Below are 19,717 nucleotides of genomic sequence, written 5' to 3' on the forward strand. Positions count from 1 at the left end.
GTCAGTCCCGGCAAGGCACCGTGAGGCGATGAGTGCGCAGGAGGTTCGTCGCGATCGCGGCGGCCTCCTGCACCGCAGCGACCAGCTCACGCTGAGAGGTCCTGAACCTCGTCACGGGCACCGAGACCGTGTACGAGCCGGCGGGAGCGCCGTCATGATCGAAGTAAGCGGCCGACGCGCAGCAGATGCCGTCGCTGAACTCCTCCAAGTCGAGGGCGTAGCCCTGCCTGCGGACATTGCCCAGCTCCACTGTCAAGCCGTCGGCGTCCCAGTGGGTGTGGGCGGTCAGCCGTCGGAGGTCGACCCCGCGGAACATGATGTCGATCTGCTCATGCGGCAGATGGGCGAGCACCGCTTTGCAGGAGGCCCGAGCGTGCATGTTGCCGGTGTAGCCCACGTCGAGCCCGCGCACACTGAGCGCCTGCTCGCCGACGATGAACTGCAAGAGCGTGATGACGCCATGGTGCCACCCACTGACATAGGAGGTTTCCCGCGTCCGGCTGTGCAGCCGGGACAGGACCGCGAACAGCTCGGGCAGCGGCTCGAACCGCGCACGCAGCTGCCGTCCCAGCGAGGCGCCCTGCGCACCGATGTCGACTCTTCCACCAGGCAGCCGCACGATGTAACCCGCCGTCTTAAGCGTCCTCAAGATGTGGTAGCAGCGGCCCATACTGAGGTCGAGGTGTCGGCTGAGGCTCTTGGCCGTGGCCCCGCCGCCCATGTCCGCGACGGCATACAACACATCGAGCCCACGTACCAAGGTCTGCAGGACGCCATCCTCGTCGTCCTCGGTGGCCGTACTCGATACGACTGGGTCGGTCATGATGCGCTCCCAGAGAAGACTGGCCCATAGAAGGGGCACCGCCGGGTGCCCTTCGCGAAGGGCCGCCACCATGGTCGGCCCCCTATGGTCACACGCTAAGCCGCAGGCCAGGCACGCCTTAGGACTGTCGATCCAATTTTTCGACTATAGCGAAAAGACTCGCCGCCAACTGGGGCTGGTGCCCACGAAAGGGTCATGCTGCGAAGCACCGAACAGGTGTCGCAGCCATCATCCAGTCAGAAAGGATCACATGCTCACCTCGGAGCAGTTTCGCGCGCACTTTCCCTCGTTGCAGCGCCACGTCTGGCTGGACACGCCAGCCAGCCCGCCGGCCGCGCTCAGTGTCGTGCGAGCGCTGCAGTCCGCCATGGACGCGTGGCTGTACGGGGAGTTCGACTGGACGGAGTGGGACCGCGCACCCGCCGCGAGCAAGAGTTCCATCGCCAGGCTGCTGGGTATCGCCGAGGAGCAGATCGCCCTCATGGGATCGGTCGCCGAAGCAGCCGCGACTGTCGCCAAGTCACTGCCGCCCGGCAGGATCATCGTGCCCGCCCAAGAGTTCCGCAGCAACCTCTTTCCCTGGCAGCAACTGGAGCGGACCGGCCACGAGATAGTCCTGATACCGGCCCGGGACGGCCACACCCGAACCGAGGACATCGTGGCCGCTCTCGACACGCGCACCGTCCTCCTCGCCATCAGCGATGTGCTGTCGGTCGACGGCCACCGAGCCGACCTCATGGCGCTGCGCCAAGCCACGAACGATGTGGGTGCCCGCCTGTTCGTCGATGCGACCCAGTCACTGGGTGCGCTCCACTTCGACATGGGCAAGATATCTCCCGACTACCTCGCAGTGCACGGCTACAAGTGGATGCTGTGCCCCCGCGGCACCGCCTGGCTGGCGACCACGCCGGAGCTGACCGAGGAACTCATCCCCCTGCTGCCGAGCTGGAAGTCGACCGACCCGCCGCATCGATACTTCGGCGGACCGTTCGTCCCCGCCCGCGGCTCCGCCCGCTGTGACACCTCGCCGGCCTGGCTGTCCTGGATCGGTGCCCTGCCCGCGCTCGACCTCCTGCTCGACCTCGACGCCGAGCAGGTCGAACGGCACTGCGTACAGCTCGCCGCCGACTTTCGCGCCCGCGCGATCGACGCCGGCGCCGCCGTCGGCAGCGGCCAGAGCCACATCGCCGTGGTGCACGTGACCAATCCAGCCGCGGTCAGCGCCCAACTGGCACGAGACGGTGTACGGGCGACCTTGCTCGGCGACCGACTCCGAGTCGGCTTCCACTACTTCAACAACAACTCCGATGTCGAGAGGGCCGCGAGCGCCCTGCGAGGTGAAACCACGCTGTGATGAGGTTCCCTGCTCCCACCGAATCCCTCAAGGACACCATCGCCATGGCGGCCGCCACCCGGCGCGCCCACCTGCGCGACCACCTCGCCCGACTGGGCTTGCGCGGAGCCCTGGTGTACTCCCGCCGACGGTCGGCCGTCACCTGGCTGACCGGATACGCGCCAGGATTCATCTCCAACAGCGCGGCACTGTGGATGCCCACCGCAGGTGAGCCCGTGCTGGGCGTGGAATTCCCCTTCGAGGTGGAGCGCGCCCAACACAGCGGGCTGCACACGGTCCCCATGTCCTCGCCGCTCGAGCTGATCCCGGCCGACGTCGAAAGGATCGGCCTGCTGGCCGGCGACCTCGTCATCGACGAGAGAACCCCCGCCCTGCTGGAGGGGCTGAGGAGTCGGAACATCGACCCTGTCGACCTGGTCGCGTGGGCCACAGAAGCACGCCAGCACAAGACCGACCCCGAACGCGAGCTCCTCACACACGCCGCACACATCGGCGACCTGGCGCTACGCGCCGCGGGAGACGTGGCGGTTCCCGGCGTAAGCGACTACGAGATCGCCGCAGAGGTCGAGGCGGCGGCCCGCGCCGCAGGGGCGCTGCGCTGCCTGTGCCTGGTCGGCATCGGAGACGGCGCAGTGATCACCGAGGCGACCGGCGCCGTGGTCGCTCCAGGCCAGCCAGTCGGCCTGGAGGTCAGCCTGTACGCCGCGGGCGCGTTCATGCACGTCAACACCACCCTTCCCCCGGTCCTGTCCCGCCCTGTGGATCACCGGGCAATCGCCGCGTGCCGGGCGGCACGGACGGCGCTGATCGACGCGCTGCGCCCCGGCAACACCGTGGACGCGGTCGTCACGGCCGGCGACTCCATCTTGGCCGAACATGAGCTACTCGCCTTCAAGGAATACGACTTCGGCCACGGCCTGGGCTGCGACACCCCCGAGCATCCACGCCTGCTCCACGGCACAGGCCGGACGGTCAGCGCGGGTGCCGTCGTCGCCATCCACGTAGCAGTGCGTCGTCCTGGCGGGGAGACCGCGATGATCGGCGGCCCCGTCTTCATCACCGAGGACGGAGCATGCGAACTCTGTCCGGGCGCGGTCTGGACATGAAGCGTTCCCCCTCCGTGCAAGTTCCGTACGTCATCAGTGATGAGGTGATCATGTTGTCAAGGCGCTGGACTCCGGCTGCCATGCCCGCACCTGTCGGCCGATACAGCCATCTGGCCGAGGTACCCGAGGGCTACACGCTGGTTTTCGTATCAGGACAGGTGGGGAATTGCCGGGACGGCTCGCTCGCAGGCCCGGATGCTCTGTCCCAGACCCGCCAGGTGTTCGCCAACCTGCAGACCGCCTTCGAGGAACTGGGGGCGACACCGCGCGATCTGGTCAAGCTGTTGACCTTCGTGGCCGGCACCAACCACCTGCCCGGCTTCTACACCGCCCGGGAGGAGGCCTTCGCGGATTGGTATCCCGATGGCGACGTCCCGGCGCACTCTCTCGCCGTCGTCTCCGCGCTCGCCTCCCCGGAGCTCACCGTAGAAGTCGAGGCCGTCGTCGCGTTGCGGAACGGTAGCACGCGATCCGCCGCCGAGAGAGGCGACGAATCTGCTGTATGAGCGTGCCGGGCTTCCACCAGGGCCGTTCTTGAGACGGCTGGGCTGAAGCTCCTCAGCGACGACCAAAAGATGGCGGCTACCGAGCCGATGGACGTACGTAGTGTCGACGAATCGAATGGAGCTGATGTGGCAATGGAGCGAACGGCGGTCAACCCGTGGGCGTGGTCGGTGGAGCTGGGGTACAACCAGGGTGAGATCGTCTCCGGGCACACCCGGACGCTGTACTGCGCCGGGCAGACCGCGATGAGCGGCGACGGCAAGCCCCAGCATGCCGATGACATGGCGGCGCAGTTGGCGCTGAGCCTCGACAACCTGGAGGCCGTGCTCGGCGAGGCCGGCATGTCCCTCGCGAACCTCGTCCGGCTCAACGTCTACACCACCGACGTCGATCGGCTCTTCGAGCACTACGGCGTGCTGGCGTCGCGGTTGGGCGCCGCCGGGGTGGCACCGTCCGGCACGATGCTCGGAGTGGCACGGCTGGCGATCCCTGACCTGATGGTCGAGCTTGAGGGGACCGCCGTCGCGTGATGCGACCTCGCCGCCTCCGGCAGGCTGCCGGAGGCGGCACGAGTAGTAGGCAGGTGGGCGATTTCCGGTGCTCAGGATGGTGACAATCGGCGTCTATGGCTTCGGCGGCGAGTCCTTTCTGCAACGACCGCGGCACGCGGACGTTCGTCTGCTGCTCGACGTACGCCAGCGCCGCGGTGTCCGCGGACCCGAGTACACCTGGGCGAACTCACGCCGGCTGCAGGCGGCTCTCGCCCACAACTTGGACCCGCTGCACACAGTGGCGAACCCCCACACCGGGGTGCCCGCGGGCGGCCACCGCGATCTCGTGGCTCATCCCGCCCCGGTACTTGCCGAAGGCCTGGTTGTCGCGCTTGATCTTCTTGGCGGTCAACTGCAGGAACGGCACCTCGTCCTCGATGACCTCCTGCTCGCCGATGTCCGCCATGAACCCGAAGAACGGGGCCACCGCGTTCTCCCCGTCGCGGTAGGCGCGGGCGCCGCCGCCGGCGGCGTTGAGGTCGGCGCACACGTTGCCGGCGAACTCGCCGTGCTGGGTGATCCCGCCGTAGAGGAACGTGCCCGTCGCCGTCGCGCACGCCTACGGTGGTCGTCCACCCAGTACTTGCGGATGAACCGCACGGGGTAGTGCAGCACCGCGGCGAAGGCCAGCACGCCGCCGGTGCTCATGTGCACCAGATCCCCGGAGGCGGTGTAGATCGCCGCGGTGAGGTCGCCCCACTTCGCGCCCGGCGCGGCCCCGGTCTGCTCCAGCATCTCGAAGGCCTCGTCCAGGCCGGCCACCAGGCGCCGCCATGCGCGCTCCAGCGCCTGCCCGTCGATCTCGCCGGACAGCAGTCGGTCCTCTTCGAGGGTCCGGAGGCAGGACCGGTGATCGCGCATGATCTCCGGGTCGGGCGCGAGGAACAGCGTGGTCCTGGCCAGGAACCTGTCGATCGTCTCGGTCATCGGGAGTCTCCAGCGTCGGTGAGGAACCAGATCGCGCCGTGTGCGCCGGTCTGCAATCGCCAGCCTGGCTCGACCAGGTAGGTCGGCGCCGCCGCGGTGACCACGGCGGGTCCGTGGACGACCAGCCCGGGGCGCAGCGCGTTCTCGTCGTAGACGGGGGTGTCGACCGCGGTGTCGAATCCGACGAAATGGCACCGCCGTGACGACACGGGGACGGCAGGCTCCGGCGTGCCGTCGGGCAGTGCGGCATCGAACTTCACGGTGCCGGTGGGCACGTGGGAGGCCACCCGGATGGTGGAGATGCGGATGCCGGCCTCCGGGGACTGGCTGCCCTCGCCGTACCGCCTGCCGTAGTCCTGGGCGAACAGTTCGATCAGCGCCATGACGTCCACCGGCCCGGAGAGCCGGGTGCGGTCGGCGACGACGGCCACGGTCACCATCTGGTCGCCGTAGCGCATGTCCAGTTCGAGGCGATGCCGGACGGCGTCGGCGGGAAGTCCCTGCCGCAGCAGGTCGGCCCGTCCCTTGTCCTCCAACTCCTCGACGATCAGGTTGAACCTTTCGTAGTCGTCGAACAACCGGCGCGCCATCGCGTCGTACAAGGCCATCGGCGCAGTGCGTTCGTGGATGTGCATCTGCGGGGTGTTGCCGGCGCCGAGGGCGGAGAAGACCGGGCTGTAGGGCGGCACCAGGACCCGACCCGAGCGTCAGGCGCAGAGGCGCGACCCTTCAGGCGGGCAGGAGACGCATGAGGAGGTTGCGTGGTCCTGCCAGGCGGTGGCCGGCCAAGCCGGTCATGCGGCGCGACAACATCACGATGCGCTGGGCGGGTTTCCTGCGTCGGGCGTCGTAGACGTGCAGCCCGGACTCCACGTCTCCGGCGGTCTGCAGGCAGTCGGTGAGCGCGGCCGCATCCAGCAGCGCTTGACACGCCCCCTGCCCGAGTGAGGGTGTCATGGCGTGCGCCGCGTCGCCGACCAGAGCGACGTTGCCTGCCACGAACGACTCCAGGTGGGGAGACAGGTCGTAGATCTCGTGCCGCAGCACCGCATCCTCGCCGGCTTCGGCGAGGATGCGTGGGATGGGGTCGTGCCAGCCCGCGTAGCGGGCGCGCAGGTCGTCAAGGGTTTCGCGGTGGCCCTCAGGGGTGGACACGGCGGCGTACCAGTTGGTGGAGCCAGGCTCTTGAGGTGTGATGCCGAACACCTGGCCGGGCCCCCACGTCTCGCCGTGCTCGGGTGGCTCGAATCCGGCGACGCCCCGCCAGGCCACGATCCCGGTGTAGCGAGGTTGGGTGGCGGTGCCGAAGTAGGCGGTGCGAACCACGCTGCGCAGTCCGTCCGCCCCGACCACCAGGTCGTAGTCCTTGCGCAGCGACTCCGGGTCGGTGATATTTGTCCCGGTCACGATCGCGGTATCTCCCACGGCGCTGAGCAGCAGGTCCATCAGTGAGATCCGGGACAGCATCAAGACCGGTGCGCCGCCCTTGCGCTCGATACGTTCCAGTGGCAGATCGGCGATCCGGCGACCGGCAGGCGTGCGGATCCGGGCCTTGCGGTAGGGGACCGTACGGTGGCGTAGTTCCTCGGCGAGGCCGAGTCGCGCGAGCGCGGCTTGTGCGTCGGGACGTAGGCCGAGCGCGGTGCCCTCCGGTCTGATCTGCGGCCAGCGTTCGAGCATGGTCACCTCCCAGCCGATGCTGCGCAGCCCGATGGCGGTGGCCAGTCCGCCGATGCCGGCACCGACGACGGCCGCGGTTCTCTTCATGTCACATCTCCTTCGTTCACCACAAATGTGGTACCACGGTTGTGGTACCACGGTTGTGGTACCACGGTTGTGGTAGATGAGGCAAGTCGCGATAATGAGGGCCATGGCGGAGAACCGGGATCGGCGCGACCAACTGCGTGACTCAGCGATCGAAGTGCTGGCCCATCAGGGCGGCAGAGGGCTGACCCACAGAGCCGTGGATCGCCAAGCAGGACTGCCGGAGGGCACGGCCAAGAACTACTTCGCCAGCCGCGACGCGCTGCTGCAGGCTGCCGCCGAGCGGTGCGTCGAGCGCTACTGGGCCGACCTGAAACGAGCGCAGGCAACCCGGATCGAGGGGCGCGACGGGCTCGTCGCACTGCTGAGCGACCTGCTCGCCCGTGCGCTCACGGCCAACAGATCCAGAGTGCTGGCCTACCTCGAGTTACATGCCGAGGCCGCACGAAGGCCGGCCCTGCGGCAGACGCTGGCCGAACTCACCAAGGCCGACTTGGCGCTGCACCTGGAGTCCCAACGGGCGGCGGGCCTACCCGCGACGCAGGCGGCCGCCGCCATGGTGACCATGTGTGTCAACACGGCCCTGACCTACCTGCTCACTCAGACCCCTCAGACGCTCAAGGCCTACGGTCTAGACGATCTCGACACCTTTCTGCGCGACCTCATTGACACCGCCTATTCCCCGAACCGGTAATGACGGCCCAGGAGGCCGAGCGCTTCGCCGCCGGGTGCGGCGGCGTGGTGCGGTGGTCAGTGCAGCGGCGTTTGACCTGGATCGCCGCAGGCGAACACGACGGGCAACCGTGCTCAGCGCGACGTCGACCTGCTTCTCCTCGTGCGTGAAGTCCGTACACCTCCGCGCCGACGGCGGTCAGCTCCGCGTGATGGTCGCGAAACCCGCAGGACTCGGGCGTGCAGCACCGTACGCCGGGAATCAGGTCCCATCCGTCCGGGGACGGTATGCCGGGGCGGCCCGTCATCGGGTAAACGTACAGCACCATGCGAGGCCGGCCGGCCGAGCGTGGCGAGGTCGACCGTACGCCGATCGGTGGTGGGCAGAGTCACCGAAGGGATGCCGGCGCCGGGCAGGTGGTCGGCGCCGACATCATCGAGCGGCACCCGCAGGTTGGCAGGCAGTTCTTCCCAGTTCATCGGTCTCCCATCGAACACCATCGGGGCTGGTGCCCGCGGGCGCCCATGACAAGGCGGCTCCACTATCGAGGACTCACGTGCCCATTCCCATCGTCGCGGACTGGTACATGGCAAGGCGGGACTGACCACGTCTCCCCGGTCGCGGGAAACCGGTCCGGGATCGCCCTGCCGATGATGACCGGCTACGTCAAGGCCGTGACCGACCCGGCCACCTCGTAGGCGTTGACCCGGTTCAGCACGTCCGGCGCGACCTGCGTCTGCACGCTGGTCGCCCACATCACCGACCAGAACGCCCACGCGCACCTCCCGAGCAGGTGCCGGCCATCAGCAGCGGCAGCGGCCTGTCAGTAGCTGTGTGTGACCAGTGTCGTCACTAACGCGGCGGCCTGACGGCAGCCACCTGGTGATGCCAGCAACAGCTACGAGGGCGTTGGCGGGGCACGAGCCAAGTAGGAACTCCTACCAATTGCTGGAGTAGTCCAGACACGTACGCAAGGTTGTGTGCTCCGTTGCCGATCCTCAAGGACCGGTTCGGCGGATCGGAGGTGGACCGATCAGGCTCTCGGAACAACGTGTGCGTTGGAGGGGTCCTGGGGGTCGTACCTCACGAGGACCCGGCCGTTCAGGGTGTGCTTCCGCTCCGTCGGCACGGTGCAGGACACGAGGTAGTCGCCCCTCCCCGGGACGGGGAAGGCGACGTTCGCCGTCTGGTACATGCCGATGACCACGTTCTGGCTGTTCCTGCTGTACTCCACGGGGCCCCAGCCGACAACGCCGCCCGTCGCCTCGGCGGTGCGGCGGGTGCGGGCAGCCTTCGAGCCGGAGCCACCTGACCTGGAGACGATCAGGTGACGATCGCTGCAGAGATGACGATGAAGATCACCGCGATGCGCGGCTGGTCTCGTCGGTGACCTCGGCGAGAGCGGTTTTGGTCTCGGCGAACCGCTCGGCCACCCGCGCCCGCTTGCCGCTTTCCTGCTGCAGTTCGCTCGCCAGGCGCTGGATGTCGGCACGGGTAGCGGTCAAGTCGCGGTCGCGCCCGGTCAGGGTTGCGGTGAGCGCATCGTTGGCGTCGGCCAACTCCTGCATTCTGAGGCGTGCCTGAGTGAGCGGCCAGGTGCTGCGCATCGCGTTCGGCCGCGGCGCGCGCTTCACGATGCTCACCGACCTCGCGCAGCGTGGCCCGCTCGGCGACCGCGGCTCGCCGCAGCCGGGCGATCTCGACACGGCCGTGGTTGATCGCGTCGTACAGGGCGCCGTGGCCACGGTCGAGATCCACCCCCAACTCCGCACCGAACTGCAGCTCTGGCTCGACGAACGCCCCAACTGGCCCCACGCCGGCGACAACCGGGCCCTGTTCCTCAACGCCAAGGGCGGACGACTGACCGCCCGCGCCGCCGGCGGCATCATCACCGAAATCGCCCAGACCGCCGGGCTGGACGATCCCACCACCGCGCATGTCCTGCGCCACACGCTCGCCACCACGCTGGTCCGCGGCAAGACCGACCTGGTCCTGGTCGCCGAGATCCTTGGCCACGCCCGCCTGGAGACCACCCGCCGGTACAGCTTGCCGTCCGACAAGGACAAGGAAGAGGCCCTCAAGCTGACCAACCGGATCGTCCGGGAGATGGGCCCGCTGCCTCAGTGACCGCCCGCAAGGTGAGGTCGCGCTCCCCTTTCATGACCGTCCAGCACTCGACCAGCCCGTCGATGCGCATCTGGGATGCGTCATGCCCGACTAGCCCAACCCTCCCGGACAGGGCGGGCGGGTTAGGGGATAACGAAAGTTATCTTTAGCGCGGATGCTGATCATGGCTGCGATCTGCACTGGTTCGTCGACATGACTTCGACGAGCCGGCTCTACGTGTGGCGACTGCCGTCAGCAAGGGCCGATCGTTACCGAAGAGCGATGTCCGAGCTGGGTGGGCGAGGGCTCGGGTTCCCGGTAGAGGAGACCAGCGGCTCGGAGCTGGCCGAGGGCGTGGAGTTCTGATCGTGCTCCGGTACGGATGGTCAGCGACCAACGGTGTCTCCGGCCAAGTCGTCGTCGGTTCCGATCAGGGCCATGTGACCGCCCTCCTCGAAGGGTGTGGGCAGGTCGAGTGTACGCAGATCCGTACCGGCCGAGACGTCGAGAAGGTGGATCTGGCCGTGGCCGCCGCGGGTGACCGCGACCAAAGGGGCGGCTGGTGAGGCGGCGACGGCGCGGCGTTGTACGCCGTCCCAGGGCGTGCCGCCCTTGCGGGGAGCGCCCTCCATCGGCGGTAGCGGAACGCGAGCGAGGACGGCAGGGTCCTCCGCGCCGACCACAATAAGTTCGTCTCCGTCTGGATGGATCCGGGTGAAGACCACTCCACCGGCACAGAAGGCCAGCCGGAAGACAAGGCCCGAGCCGAGGGGCACCCGCCCGATGGTGGCATCGTCGAGCCGGTGCCACCACGCGTCGTTGGTCCACATCGGCCACTCGCCAGGGTCGTCCGGTCCGCCGCGCACGGTACTCCACAGGGTCCGGCGCGCCGGGTCCAATCGCAGGTAGTAGCCCCGCCCCCCGTTCTGCCCTGGGGTGTCCCAGGCCAATGGCCGCTCGGCGAGCAGACCGGAGCTGCCGAGGCGGGCGCGATGCACACCAGTGCCGGTGGCGGCGAACACCTGCCCGGTCGCGGGGTCCGCGGCGTCTCCGTGCCCGTCGTCGGGCAGGGGGAGTCGGAGGAGCGGTTCGACCGTGGGGCAGCCAGGAGGCGCGTCCAGCAGGTGGGAGAGCCGGTAGGCGTCCAATGCCCCGGGCATGCGGTGCCGCAGAAGGACTAGCAAGTCACTCGCACCGGCCGGGCCTCCGGCGTTCGCCGGGGAAGCGCGGTCGGGGAGTACGGTGACACCCGGTTCGCCGACGCGAGTCCGTACCCGTACCGAACGGGGCCGGACGGCTTCGCCTGTCCCCATGCCCGTCTGCGGGTTCAGGTCGACGATGGTGAGTAGGTCACTCCACGGTTCCCAGGAGCGGCCGCAGCCGCTGGTCACCGCCACATACTGACCGCCGGGATCGGCGGCCAGATGTTCGGCGGGAACCGCGACCGCCGCCTTCGCCACCACCACCGGATTACCGGTTCCGGCGGCGAACGGGTCGAGGACGACCAATTCTCCGGCGAGGTCGTCGACGAAGGCGAGCTTTCCTCCGCCCAAGTGCAGGAAACCGGCGTGCTCGGCGAGATGGTGTCCATTGAGCCGGGCCAGCCGGCGGCCGGTGCGCGGCTCGATGACGTAGATGACGCCGGCGACGTGGTCGGCCGCGACGAGTCGCAGAGATGTCACGAATGCTCCAAGGGCATTGAATGTACAGAAACAATGAAAACCATTATCATGCCGGACAATGTGTGCAAGGTCGACCCACGGCCGATCGCCCGCCTCGACCCGACTTGTCACCCTCCCCCGATGAGAGAGAGCAATGACCATGCCGCGCACCCAGAGCCGCCTGCTGCGGCCTACCGTCGCGCTCGCCGCCGCCGGGGCCCTGTTGGTCGGCTGTGGAAACGCCAACGACGACCCCGGCGTGGGCGTCGGCGTCGGCGTCAAGAACGAAGCCGTCGCGAGTTTGCCGCCCGTCCAGCCGGTAGCCGACGCCGACAGCATCACCGACGTACGAGGGAAGAAGATCTCCCTCGAGCGCGCTCCAGAACGCGTTGTCTGCCTGGTCGCCCTGTGCGATGACATGCTGACCGAGCTCGGCATGGTGCCGACCGCCACCAACTCCTCGCTCCTCGCCCACCCTCAGTTCCTTGGTAAGGAGAAGGCACAGGAGGTCTCGGTCATCCCGGGCGGTTTCATCAGTCCCGAGATAGAGGCGATCCTGTCCCACAAGCCGGACCTGGTCATCGGCCTGGAGGACACGCACGGAAAACTTGCGCCCGCACTACAAGGCGCCACCACCTTCTGGCCGGTGCAGCCCACGACGTGGCAGGACAGTGTCGCCTACCTACGCGACCTCGCCGCGCTCACCCACCGCGGAGACAAGGCGGTCGCCGCCGAGCAACGGCTGCGGGACAAACTGGCCCGCGCCGAGAAGGCCAGGAGTGACAAGACAGCGCTGATCGTGTTCGGCAGCGATGAGAACTTCGGCGTGGCCACGCCGGCCGGAGACGTGGCGGCCGGACTGTTCCCGCGGATCTGTGACTATCCGTGGCAGAACCGGGGCGTCGAGGGCACCTACAGTCTGGAGGAGATCCTGGCCCAAAACGTCGACGTGCTCTTCGTGGAGACCATCGCGTTCGGCGCGCCAAGTAGGAAGCTGTCGGAGAAGATGGCCGGCAACCCTCTGTGGTCCCAGATACCGGCAGTCAAGGACGGCAAGGTAATCGAGGTCGACCCGGAAGTGTGGGCCAAGGGCCGGGGCACTAGATCCCTTGGCATCGTCCTGGATGAAGCTGCGGCCGCCCTCCGATGACGCGGACGGCCGTGCTGGCGGCTGGGCTGCTGGCCGCCGCCGCGCTGTGCGCGCTCTGCCTCGGCACGCTCACCGTCCCGCCGTCCCGACTGCTTGGCGTGCTGCCCGGCGGCACGGCGGACGGGCTGGAGGCGGTGGTGGTACGGGAAGTCCGGCTGCCCAGGCTACTGCTGGCGCTGATCGCCGGGGCTTGCCTGGGAGCCGCCGGGCTCATCATGCAGGAGGCGCTGCGCAACCCGCTGGCCGTTCCGGAGATGCTCGGCGTCTCCTCAGGGGCGGCACTGGGCGTCGCCGCTCCCTTGGTGCTCACGCTCACCCTGCCCGCCTGGTCTTATCCGCTGTTGGCGTTACTGGGAGCCGGTCTCGGCGGGGTCGTGACGCTCGTCGCCGCCGGTTTCGGCCGGAGCCCATCCGCGGTGCTGCTGACCGGGGCCGCGGTGGCGGCTGCGCTGCAGGCTGCGCTGCTGGTGCTGATGGTGATGGCCGATCAGCTCGATCTTCAGGTGATCTTCCGTTACCTGTTGGGCAGCCTGTCCGGCCGCACCTGGGATGCCTGGAACGGTGTCTGGCCATGGCTGTTGGTGACCGTCCCGCTTCTGGTGCTGTGCGCTCCGATTTTGTCGGTGCTGCGGCTCGGCGACGAGGACGCGAGTGCCCTCGGACTGCGGGCTCGACACGCCCGGCTGGGGGCGCTGGCCGTCTCCGTACTGCTCATCGCCCCTGTGGTGGCGGTGTGCGGCCCGATCGCCTGGGTGGGGTTCCTCGCCCCGCATCTGGCGCGGCGGCTACGTCCGGATGCCGACGTGGCCCGGTTGCTGCCTTGGGCGGTGGTGTGGGGCGCGGTGATCACCGTGTGGGCCGATCAGGCCGCACGTCTGGTTCTCATGCCGGTGGAGACCCCCGTCGGAGCATGGACAGCGTTGGTAGGGGTACCCGCGGGGGTGGCGCTGCTACGCGGCATCCGCACCGAGCAGAGGACCGGTGCCTGATGATGCTCACGAGACGGTCCGCGTCCACGGCCTTCACCGCGCCTCGCGCGGCATCTCCTACACGAAGCCGGCGCCGACCCGCGCTCATCCTCGGTGTGCTGCTGCTCGCCGTGCCCCTGGCGGCCATGACCGATCTAGCAGCGGGACGCGCACTTGCGGTGGGGGAACTGTGGCAGGCGCTCACGGGCGGCGCGGTGGACCCGATCGCCCACCACCTGGTCTGGCACGTTCGGCTGCCGAGGGTGCTGGTCGCGCTCGGAGCCGGGGCCAGTCTCGGGCTCGCGGGGCTGATCCTGCAGGCAGCGCTGCGCAACCCGTTGGCGGCGCCAGAGGTCACGGGGGTCACCCCGGGCGCGGTGCTCGGCGCGGTCGCCGCCACGGGAGCCGGCTTGGCCAACTGGGCATCGCCGGCCGTCGTCGTGGTCGCCGCGGTCGTCGGTGGCTGCGGCGGGGCGGGGCTGTTGTGGCTGTTGACCGCCCGGGCGCGCGATCCGGACTCCATGGCGGTGCACGGCGTGCTGGTTTCCGCGGCTCTGGGCGGGCTGACGGCGGTGATTCTGCTGGCCGTACCGGGCGAGCTCGGCAGTTTCGTGCAGTGGATGGTCGGAACCACGGAGGCGCGGACCTGGGAGCACTGGACGCTGCTGTGGCCGTGGGCGCTGTGCTGGGGTGTCGTCGCCTGCCTGACCGCGAGCCCGCTGATGTTGTTGCGCTGCGGCGAGCGGGTGGCGGAGGCGGCCGGTCTTGTTCCGGCTCGGGCGCGCGGGTTCGCGCTGCTCTGCGCGGTGGCCCTGACGGCGGGCGCGGTGGCCTCGGTGGGGGCACTCGGGTTCGTCGGACTCGTCGTGCCGCACGCGGCGCTCGCCCTGCTTGGGGCCGATCTGCGGATCACACTGCCGGGAGCGGCGCTCGGCGGCGCCGTCGCGGTGTGTGGAGCGGACGCGGCCGCACAGTTGATCTCGCGGGCGGTCACCGCCTGGGGAGCCGAGCATCTCAGCGTCCCGGTCGGCGCAGTGACCACCTGCGTGGGCGCGGCAGTGCTGCTGTTTGTCGCTCGCCGGCATGCCGTCGAGCCGTGATCCGGCGCCCGGGTGTCCCCCACGCGAACGAGGAGTACAGACCGTGTCCGAACTGATCGGCCATTCCGACACCACGACGACGAGTACGGGAGCCGCCGTGCTGGACATCGATCGGGTGAGTTTCGGCTATCCCGGGCAACGTGTGCTCGACAAGACGAGCCTGCGGGTCGAAACCGGCGAACTCATCGCCCTTGTCGGTTTGAACGGCTGCGGCAAGAGCACCCTGCTGCGGCTTGCGGCGGGCGTGCTGCGTCCTGAGTCGGGACGGGTGTCGGTGGACGGCGCCGACATGGCGCGGACCTCCCGCCGCGCCGCCGCCCGCAAGGTGGCCCTGCTACACCAGTCCGCCCCTGCCGTGCCGGGCCTGACGGTGCGGCAGATGGTCCGGCAGGGCCGCTACGCCGCGCGGGGTCCGCTGGGCATGCTCCGCGTCGGCGACGACGCTGTGACCGTCCGGGCGATGCTGGACGTCGGTGTGGAGCAGTGGGCGGACCGGCCGGTGGAGACGCTTTCCGGCGGTGAGCGGCAGCGGGTACGCCTCGCCCTGGCCTTGGCCCAGGACACGCCCGTCCTGCTGCTCGACGAGCCGACCACCTACCTCGATTTGCGGCACCAACTGGAAGTGCTGCAATTGGTCGCCCGGCTGCGCGAGGAGCGGCGGCTGACCGTGCTGATGGTGCTGCACGATCTGAACCTGGCTGCCCGCTTCGCCGAGCGTCTGGTGGCTCTGCGGGATGGACGCGTGGCGGCGGACGGGCCGCCGGACAGTGTGGTGACGTCTGAGCTGCTGCGGGAGGTGTTCGGCATCGAGGGCAGGGTGGGCCGGGATCCCGAGCGTGGGTGGCCGGTCTGCTATCCCGACAGATCTACCCCTCTTGATATAGAAAACCGTTTTCATTATCATTAACCTCGATACCCGATCGGGTGTCGCTTTCGCCCCCAATCAGGAGGAATCCATGGAGCAGCAGGTCTTCTCCCCGATCGACGAGCACGCCCAGCTCCCGCACCTGTCCGCCACCCACTCCAATGCCCTCGTCGAGAACCCCTTCGAGGACGAGGAGTAACGGCAGAGGCAGGCCCGTCCGGAGGCGCCTCCGGACGGGCCGTCCCCTGCCCGGTGGCATCCCCTGTCCTGCCGGTATCCGGCACAACGGCTCATGAGGAGAAACGTGCCGCGGCCCCAACTCTCCCCCGGCGTCGAGATCGTCACCGTGGACGGGCATCCGCCCGCGGTACGCACTCCCGACGGCGAGTTCCTGCGCCTCAACGCCTCTCCCAGGGCCACCGCAGGGCTGCTAGAGCTACTCGGTCACGCCACCGCGGCGAAAAGCAGCGGTTCGGACCAGACTCAGCCGAGTGACACCCGGGAGGTCGAACGACTGCTGGGCGCCTTCACCGAGGCCGGATACCTCGATGCGTCGCCCTCCTGGCCGCCGGACCGCGCCGACGTGCTCGTCCTCGGTGACGAACGGCTGACCTCGCCGCTCATCGAATTGCTTTCCTCCGCGGGAGCTCGGCCTCGCCCCGCGACACCACCGGATGTCGCGATACTCGCCGACGCACGGTCATCCGACGTCGCCGCGGTGGTCTGGTGCCTTGACCGTCCTGCTCCGCCGGGACTGTGGAAAGACGCCGACCGGCTGCCCGCGCGGGGCATCGCCTGGGCTCGCTGCCATCGTGAGGGCTGGCATGCCTGGATCGAACCCATCGCAGCCGCCCCAGGCGACGTGCTCGCCGCTCACGTGGCCGCGCGCCGCCTCGCCGCCACCCCGGCACATCGCGAACTGGCCGCCTACTGGGCCGGGACCGCCGCCACCGGCCCGCATCCGGTCACCGGAGCCGCAGCCGCGGCGACCATCGCCGCGCTGGTCACCACCGACCTCGCCGCATGGTCTCAGGGCCGGGCGAGCCGCGGGAACGGCCTACCCGCTCGCCGACGCCTGCGCAGACTCGACCTGCGGGACCTGCGGGTCACCGAACACTGCGTGCTGCCCGTTCCGCTCGTCGCCCCGACCACGGTACGCCGCGCATGAACCCTTGTCGCAGCATGTTCCTCGCCGCTGGTGACGACGCGACTCTGGCCGCCGACTACTGCCTGCCGAATGGACCCGGCCCGTTTCCCTGTGTCCTGATCCGCACCCCGTACGACCGTCGCTCGCACACTGCGGAGCTACGCGCCTGGGCACGGCGGGGCTTCGCCGCAGTGGCTCAGGACGTACGTGGCCGACACGGCTCAGGGGGACAGTGGCACCCCTACCTCAACGAAGCCGAGGACGGCGCGGCCACCGTGCGGGCATTGCGCCGGCAGCCGTGGAGCAACGGCGCGATCGTCGCCTGTGGAGCCTCCTATGCCGCGCACTGTGCACTGGTCCTGGCGTTGCACACCGACCCTGCGGTCCGACCTGACGCTGTCATCGTCGCCGTACCGGCGCTGGGCCTGGCGGAGACCGCACGCGAGACGAGCGGAGTGGAACGGCTGCTGGCGCGAACGGGTTGGTGGGCCGCCCACGGTGACCGTCCGGACAGTGACCCGTCCGCGTTGGACCGGGCGCTGGCTACCGACCCCAGTCTGCTCGACCACCTGCCTCTACTGGAACTGCCCAAGCGACTCAGTCGCCCGCTGCCCTCCTGGGAACGGCTCTGGGCCGCGGAGCGATCGGGCGATTCCGCCGGAACGATCGACACCGGTACCGGCCCGGGCGGCAACGGGCTGCGGGCTGAATCGGGGGTGATTCCCTTGCTCGCCGTAGGTGGGAGTTACGACCCTTTCGTCACCGAGACCGTGGCGCTGTGGCGGGTTTGGGGTCGGCGAGGCTCGGGGGCGACCCGGCTGCTGCTCGGACCTTGGGGCCACGCTCTCACCGCCTCTCCCGGCCCAAGAGCCGGTGAAGGTCACCGATTGGTGTTAGGACCGCTATATGCGAGGTTCGCGCAGGCCGCACTAAGCGGAACACTGACCGGGCGTCGCGGCGCGATCGCCCTTGAGGGCACAGACCAATGGCTGGCCGCCCAAGAGCTGGACCATCCTCCCAAGCCCGTCCGCATGGACGGCAAGGGCACGGGTTTGCGGGTGCTTCGGGGCGCGGGGTTCGTCGCGGACCCTGAACGTCCGGTGCGTTCGGACCACCTCGACGTGCCCGCGTGCGGCCGGCCTGACCGGTTCCTGGCCCTTGGCGAGCCGCTGCTCGATGCGCTTGATCTGGCCGGGGATGCCGAGGCCCGGATCCTGGCCACAGCGGATGCCCCCAGCGCCGACTGGGCCGTTCGCCTAGTCGTCGTCACTCCGCGCGGCACCGCCGATCCGCTGGCCACCGGCATCGCGCGCAGTCAGGCACCGGCCGGAGCACACGTCCTGATCAGCATCCCGCTCGGACCGCTGTACCACCGGCTGCCCGCAGGCGTCCGGCTGCGGCTGGAGATCGCGGGGCACCACTTTCCCGCCCACGCCCGCAATCCGCACACCGGGCACGATCCGCTCCGCGCCACCATCCTGCGACCCTCCCGGCGCACCGTCGTCCCGGACGGCAGCCACCTGTTGCTGCCCGCCCTCGACCCGGCCGCCACGATCCGACCCGTCGACCCAGCCGAGGAGATCACCAGGTGACCGCGCACACCGAGACCGCCACCGGTCCCGCGCACTACCCCACCACCAAGCTCGCGTCTGCCCTCCCAATGGACGCGCTGGTCGACCCGGTTTGCGGGCTGATCCGGTCAGTGGCCCCGGTCGGGCACCCACCAGGAACCCCGGCCCGCTACGTGGCGATGACCGCCAATGTCAGCGACGCCCGCCGGTTCGGAGCCTGGCCCGCCGACCGTGTCGCCCTGGGCACCACCTTCGGCGACCCCGGCGGGGCCCGCATCGCCGCCATCGCCGAGGCGGTGGAGCGCTACTGCGGCAACCGCCTGCCGCCCCCCGGCGAGCCGGACGCTCCGCTACGCGCCACCGCGGCCGACCTTGCCGGGCAGAACCATCTCACCGCGGCCGAGCTCCCTGCCTACGCCGACTGGCAGTACGACCGACCCTGCTTTCCGTACCGACGCTTCACCGAGGCCACCGAGGCGCTGTGGGCGCTTGGCACCGAGCAGTTGCCCGACGGCGGCGAGCGCGACTGCCTGGCGCCTGTGGCGCTGACTCATCTCAACTGGCGGCAGGGCGACCTCAAATCCCTGCCGCGCACCCATCACCTCAACTACGCGGGCATCGCGACCGGTGCCGGTCTCACCGACGCGATCGAACGCGCGCTGCTGGAAACCGTCGAACGCGACGCCCTCGAACTGTGGTGGCACTTGGACGGCCCCACGCGAGGCGTCGACCTGGACAGCATCCCGGGACTGTCGGCCGACCTCGCGGGGTCGCCGCTGCGGACCTGGGTGGTGGAGATGCCTAACGAGTTCGCCCCTGCCATGGCCGCCCTGGTGTACGACGCCGATCGCGACCTCTACGCGGCCGGGTTCGCCTGCCGATACGACCCCGCCGAAGCCGCTCGGAAGGCCGTTCTGGAGGCCGTGCACACCTGGGTGTTCACTCAGGGGCTCACCGACCCCGACGGATGGGTGTTCCAGGCCATTGAGGCCGGGATGCTCGCAAAGGGCCTCTATCTGGACCACCGGACGGATCGCCGTTACCTCGACGACGCCGGAGAGGACTTCGCCCGCGTCCGCGACCTGGGCGCCCACGTTCAGGTTTGGCTGGACGACCGACTGGCCCCATTGGCGCGGCGCTTCAGCCATCCCGCACAGACCGTGCCGGTCGACCGGATCAGCCCCGGTTCGCCGCAGCGGCTCCGCGAACGCCTCGCATCCGGCGGCCACCGCGTCGTCGCCTTCGACCTGACTACGCCCGATGTGGCCGAGACGCCGCTGCGTGTGGCTCGCGTTCTGGTCACCGGCCTGGTGCCTAACGCCCCCGCCGCGTTCGCCTACTACGGCTGCCCACGTTTCGCACAAGCGGCGCTCGCCCGCGGGTGGCGTGCCACCGTCCCCACCGGCTCCGGCGACTTCACACTCGCCCCGCCTCCGCACATGTAATG

General features: G+C 69.4%; 21 protein-coding genes and 1 pseudogene. 16 read left to right on the forward strand and 6 right to left on the reverse strand.

Annotated features, from left to right (window positions below):
* Window position 1: 1 nt before the first annotated feature.
* The gene (locus MBA17_RS33040) at window positions 2–895 is read right to left on the reverse strand and encodes an IclR family transcriptional regulator (RefSeq protein WP_238500967.1); all 894 of its coding nucleotides are present in this window, start codon (window positions 893–895) and stop codon (window positions 2–4) included.
* 178 nt (window positions 896–1,073) lie between these two features.
* Here MBA17_RS33040 and MBA17_RS33045 point away from each other — a divergent pair, with 178 nt between their 5' ends.
* The 4 genes from MBA17_RS33045 to MBA17_RS33060 all read left to right on the forward strand — a co-directional run bounded on the left by MBA17_RS33045 (window position 1,074) and on the right by MBA17_RS33060 (window position 4,317).
* A complete protein-coding gene (locus MBA17_RS33045; protein ID WP_238500968.1) occupies window positions 1,074–2,177 on the forward strand; it encodes an aminotransferase class V-fold PLP-dependent enzyme in 1,104 nt (367 codons plus the stop codon).
* Window positions 2,177–3,283 (forward strand): M24 family metallopeptidase, encoded by a 1,107-nt coding sequence (locus MBA17_RS33050; RefSeq protein ID WP_238500969.1) that lies wholly within the window; start codon window positions 2,177–2,179, stop codon window positions 3,281–3,283. The genes MBA17_RS33045 and MBA17_RS33050 overlap by 1 nt, the downstream gene beginning before the upstream one ends.
* Window positions 3,280–3,789, forward strand: a complete 510-nt coding sequence (locus MBA17_RS33055) for a RidA family protein (protein ID WP_238500971.1) — start codon at window positions 3,280–3,282, stop codon at window positions 3,787–3,789. Before MBA17_RS33050 ends, MBA17_RS33055 begins: the two co-directional genes overlap by 4 nt.
* Window positions 3,790–3,921: 132 nt before the next feature.
* Window positions 3,922–4,317 (forward strand): RidA family protein, encoded by a 396-nt coding sequence (locus MBA17_RS33060; RefSeq protein ID WP_238501155.1) that lies wholly within the window; start codon window positions 3,922–3,924, stop codon window positions 4,315–4,317.
* 208 nt (window positions 4,318–4,525) lie between these two features.
* Here MBA17_RS33060 and MBA17_RS33065 read toward each other — a convergent pair.
* From MBA17_RS33065 to MBA17_RS33075, 3 genes and pseudogenes are all read right to left on the reverse strand, one after another.
* Window positions 4,526–4,870, reverse strand: a pseudogene (locus tag MBA17_RS33065) (hydantoinase B/oxoprolinase family protein); the annotation flags it as partial.
* 391 nt (window positions 4,871–5,261) lie between these two features.
* Window positions 5,262–5,954: a hydantoinase/oxoprolinase family protein gene (locus MBA17_RS33070; RefSeq protein ID WP_238500975.1), complete on the reverse strand. Its 693-nt coding sequence runs from the start codon at window positions 5,952–5,954 to the stop codon at window positions 5,262–5,264.
* Window positions 5,955–5,994: 40 nt separating this feature from the next.
* Window positions 5,995–7,032, reverse strand: coding sequence for an FAD-dependent monooxygenase (locus MBA17_RS33075; RefSeq protein WP_238500978.1), 1,038 nt, complete (start codon window positions 7,030–7,032; stop codon window positions 5,995–5,997).
* A 103-nt stretch (window positions 7,033–7,135) separates the two neighbouring features.
* Here MBA17_RS33075 and MBA17_RS33080 point away from each other — a divergent pair, with 103 nt between their 5' ends.
* On the forward strand, window positions 7,136–7,723 hold the full coding sequence (locus MBA17_RS33080) for a TetR/AcrR family transcriptional regulator (protein WP_238500979.1): 588 nt from the start codon (window positions 7,136–7,138) through the stop codon (window positions 7,721–7,723).
* Between the two features lie 1,172 nt (window positions 7,724–8,895).
* Window positions 8,896–9,033, forward strand: coding sequence for a hypothetical protein (locus MBA17_RS33085; RefSeq protein WP_238500981.1), 138 nt, complete (start codon window positions 8,896–8,898; stop codon window positions 9,031–9,033).
* 27 nt (window positions 9,034–9,060) lie between these two features.
* Here MBA17_RS33085 and MBA17_RS33090 read toward each other — a convergent pair whose 3' ends face one another.
* Window positions 9,061–9,261 (reverse strand): hypothetical protein, encoded by a 201-nt coding sequence (locus MBA17_RS33090; RefSeq protein WP_238500983.1) that lies wholly within the window; start codon window positions 9,259–9,261, stop codon window positions 9,061–9,063.
* A gap of 25 nt (window positions 9,262–9,286) precedes the next feature.
* Between MBA17_RS33090 and MBA17_RS33095 the strand changes: the two genes are divergently transcribed.
* Window positions 9,287–9,829, forward strand: a complete 543-nt coding sequence (locus MBA17_RS33095; RefSeq protein WP_238500985.1) for a tyrosine-type recombinase/integrase — start codon at window positions 9,287–9,289, stop codon at window positions 9,827–9,829.
* Between the two features lie 192 nt (window positions 9,830–10,021).
* The gene (locus MBA17_RS33100) at window positions 10,022–10,174 is read left to right on the forward strand and encodes a hypothetical protein (RefSeq protein WP_238500987.1); all 153 of its coding nucleotides are present in this window, start codon (window positions 10,022–10,024) and stop codon (window positions 10,172–10,174) included.
* Window positions 10,175–10,194: 20 nt separating this feature from the next.
* On the opposite strand, the gene MBA17_RS33105 is transcribed toward MBA17_RS33100, so the two are convergent.
* Window positions 10,195–11,490: a hypothetical protein gene (locus MBA17_RS33105; protein WP_238500989.1), complete on the reverse strand. Its 1,296-nt coding sequence runs from the start codon at window positions 11,488–11,490 to the stop codon at window positions 10,195–10,197.
* A gap of 133 nt (window positions 11,491–11,623) precedes the next feature.
* On the opposite strand from MBA17_RS33105, the gene MBA17_RS33110 reads away from it, so the two are divergent.
* From MBA17_RS33110 to MBA17_RS33140, 8 genes are all read left to right on the forward strand, one after another.
* Entirely contained in the window at window positions 11,624–12,619 is a 996-nt protein-coding gene (locus MBA17_RS33110; RefSeq protein ID WP_238500998.1) for an ABC transporter substrate-binding protein, read from the forward strand.
* Window positions 12,616–13,608 (forward strand): FecCD family ABC transporter permease, encoded by a 993-nt coding sequence (locus MBA17_RS33115; RefSeq protein WP_238500999.1) that lies wholly within the window; start codon window positions 12,616–12,618, stop codon window positions 13,606–13,608. The genes MBA17_RS33110 and MBA17_RS33115 overlap by 4 nt, the downstream gene beginning before the upstream one ends.
* A gap of 125 nt (window positions 13,609–13,733) precedes the next feature.
* Window positions 13,734–14,687: a FecCD family ABC transporter permease gene (locus MBA17_RS33120; RefSeq protein ID WP_238501000.1), complete on the forward strand. Its 954-nt coding sequence runs from the start codon at window positions 13,734–13,736 to the stop codon at window positions 14,685–14,687.
* A gap of 43 nt (window positions 14,688–14,730) precedes the next feature.
* Window positions 14,731–15,594, forward strand: coding sequence for an ABC transporter ATP-binding protein (locus tag MBA17_RS33125; protein WP_238501001.1), 864 nt, complete (start codon window positions 14,731–14,733; stop codon window positions 15,592–15,594).
* A gap of 49 nt (window positions 15,595–15,643) precedes the next feature.
* Entirely contained in the window at window positions 15,644–15,751 is a 108-nt protein-coding gene (amiA, locus tag MBA17_RS49810) for a streptamidine family RiPP (protein ID WP_274386330.1), read from the forward strand.
* A gap of 105 nt (window positions 15,752–15,856) precedes the next feature.
* Entirely contained in the window at window positions 15,857–16,720 is an 864-nt protein-coding gene (locus MBA17_RS33130) for a hypothetical protein (protein WP_238501015.1), read from the forward strand.
* Between the two features lie 14 nt (window positions 16,721–16,734).
* Window positions 16,735–18,291 carry a CocE/NonD family hydrolase gene (locus MBA17_RS33135; protein ID WP_238501017.1) on the forward strand — a complete coding sequence of 519 codons (1,557 nt, stop codon included), beginning with the start codon at window positions 16,735–16,737 and terminating at the stop codon, window positions 18,289–18,291.
* Window positions 18,288–19,715 (forward strand): YcaO-like family protein, encoded by a 1,428-nt coding sequence (locus MBA17_RS33140; protein WP_238501019.1) that lies wholly within the window; start codon window positions 18,288–18,290, stop codon window positions 19,713–19,715. Before MBA17_RS33135 ends, MBA17_RS33140 begins: the two co-directional genes overlap by 4 nt.
* Window positions 19,716–19,717: the final 2 nt, after the last annotated feature.

It is taken from the genome of Dolomitihabitans soli, from assembly GCF_022213955.1.
Taxonomy (GTDB): Bacteria; Actinomycetota; Actinomycetes; order Streptosporangiales; family Streptosporangiaceae; genus Streptosporangium_A; species Streptosporangium_A soli.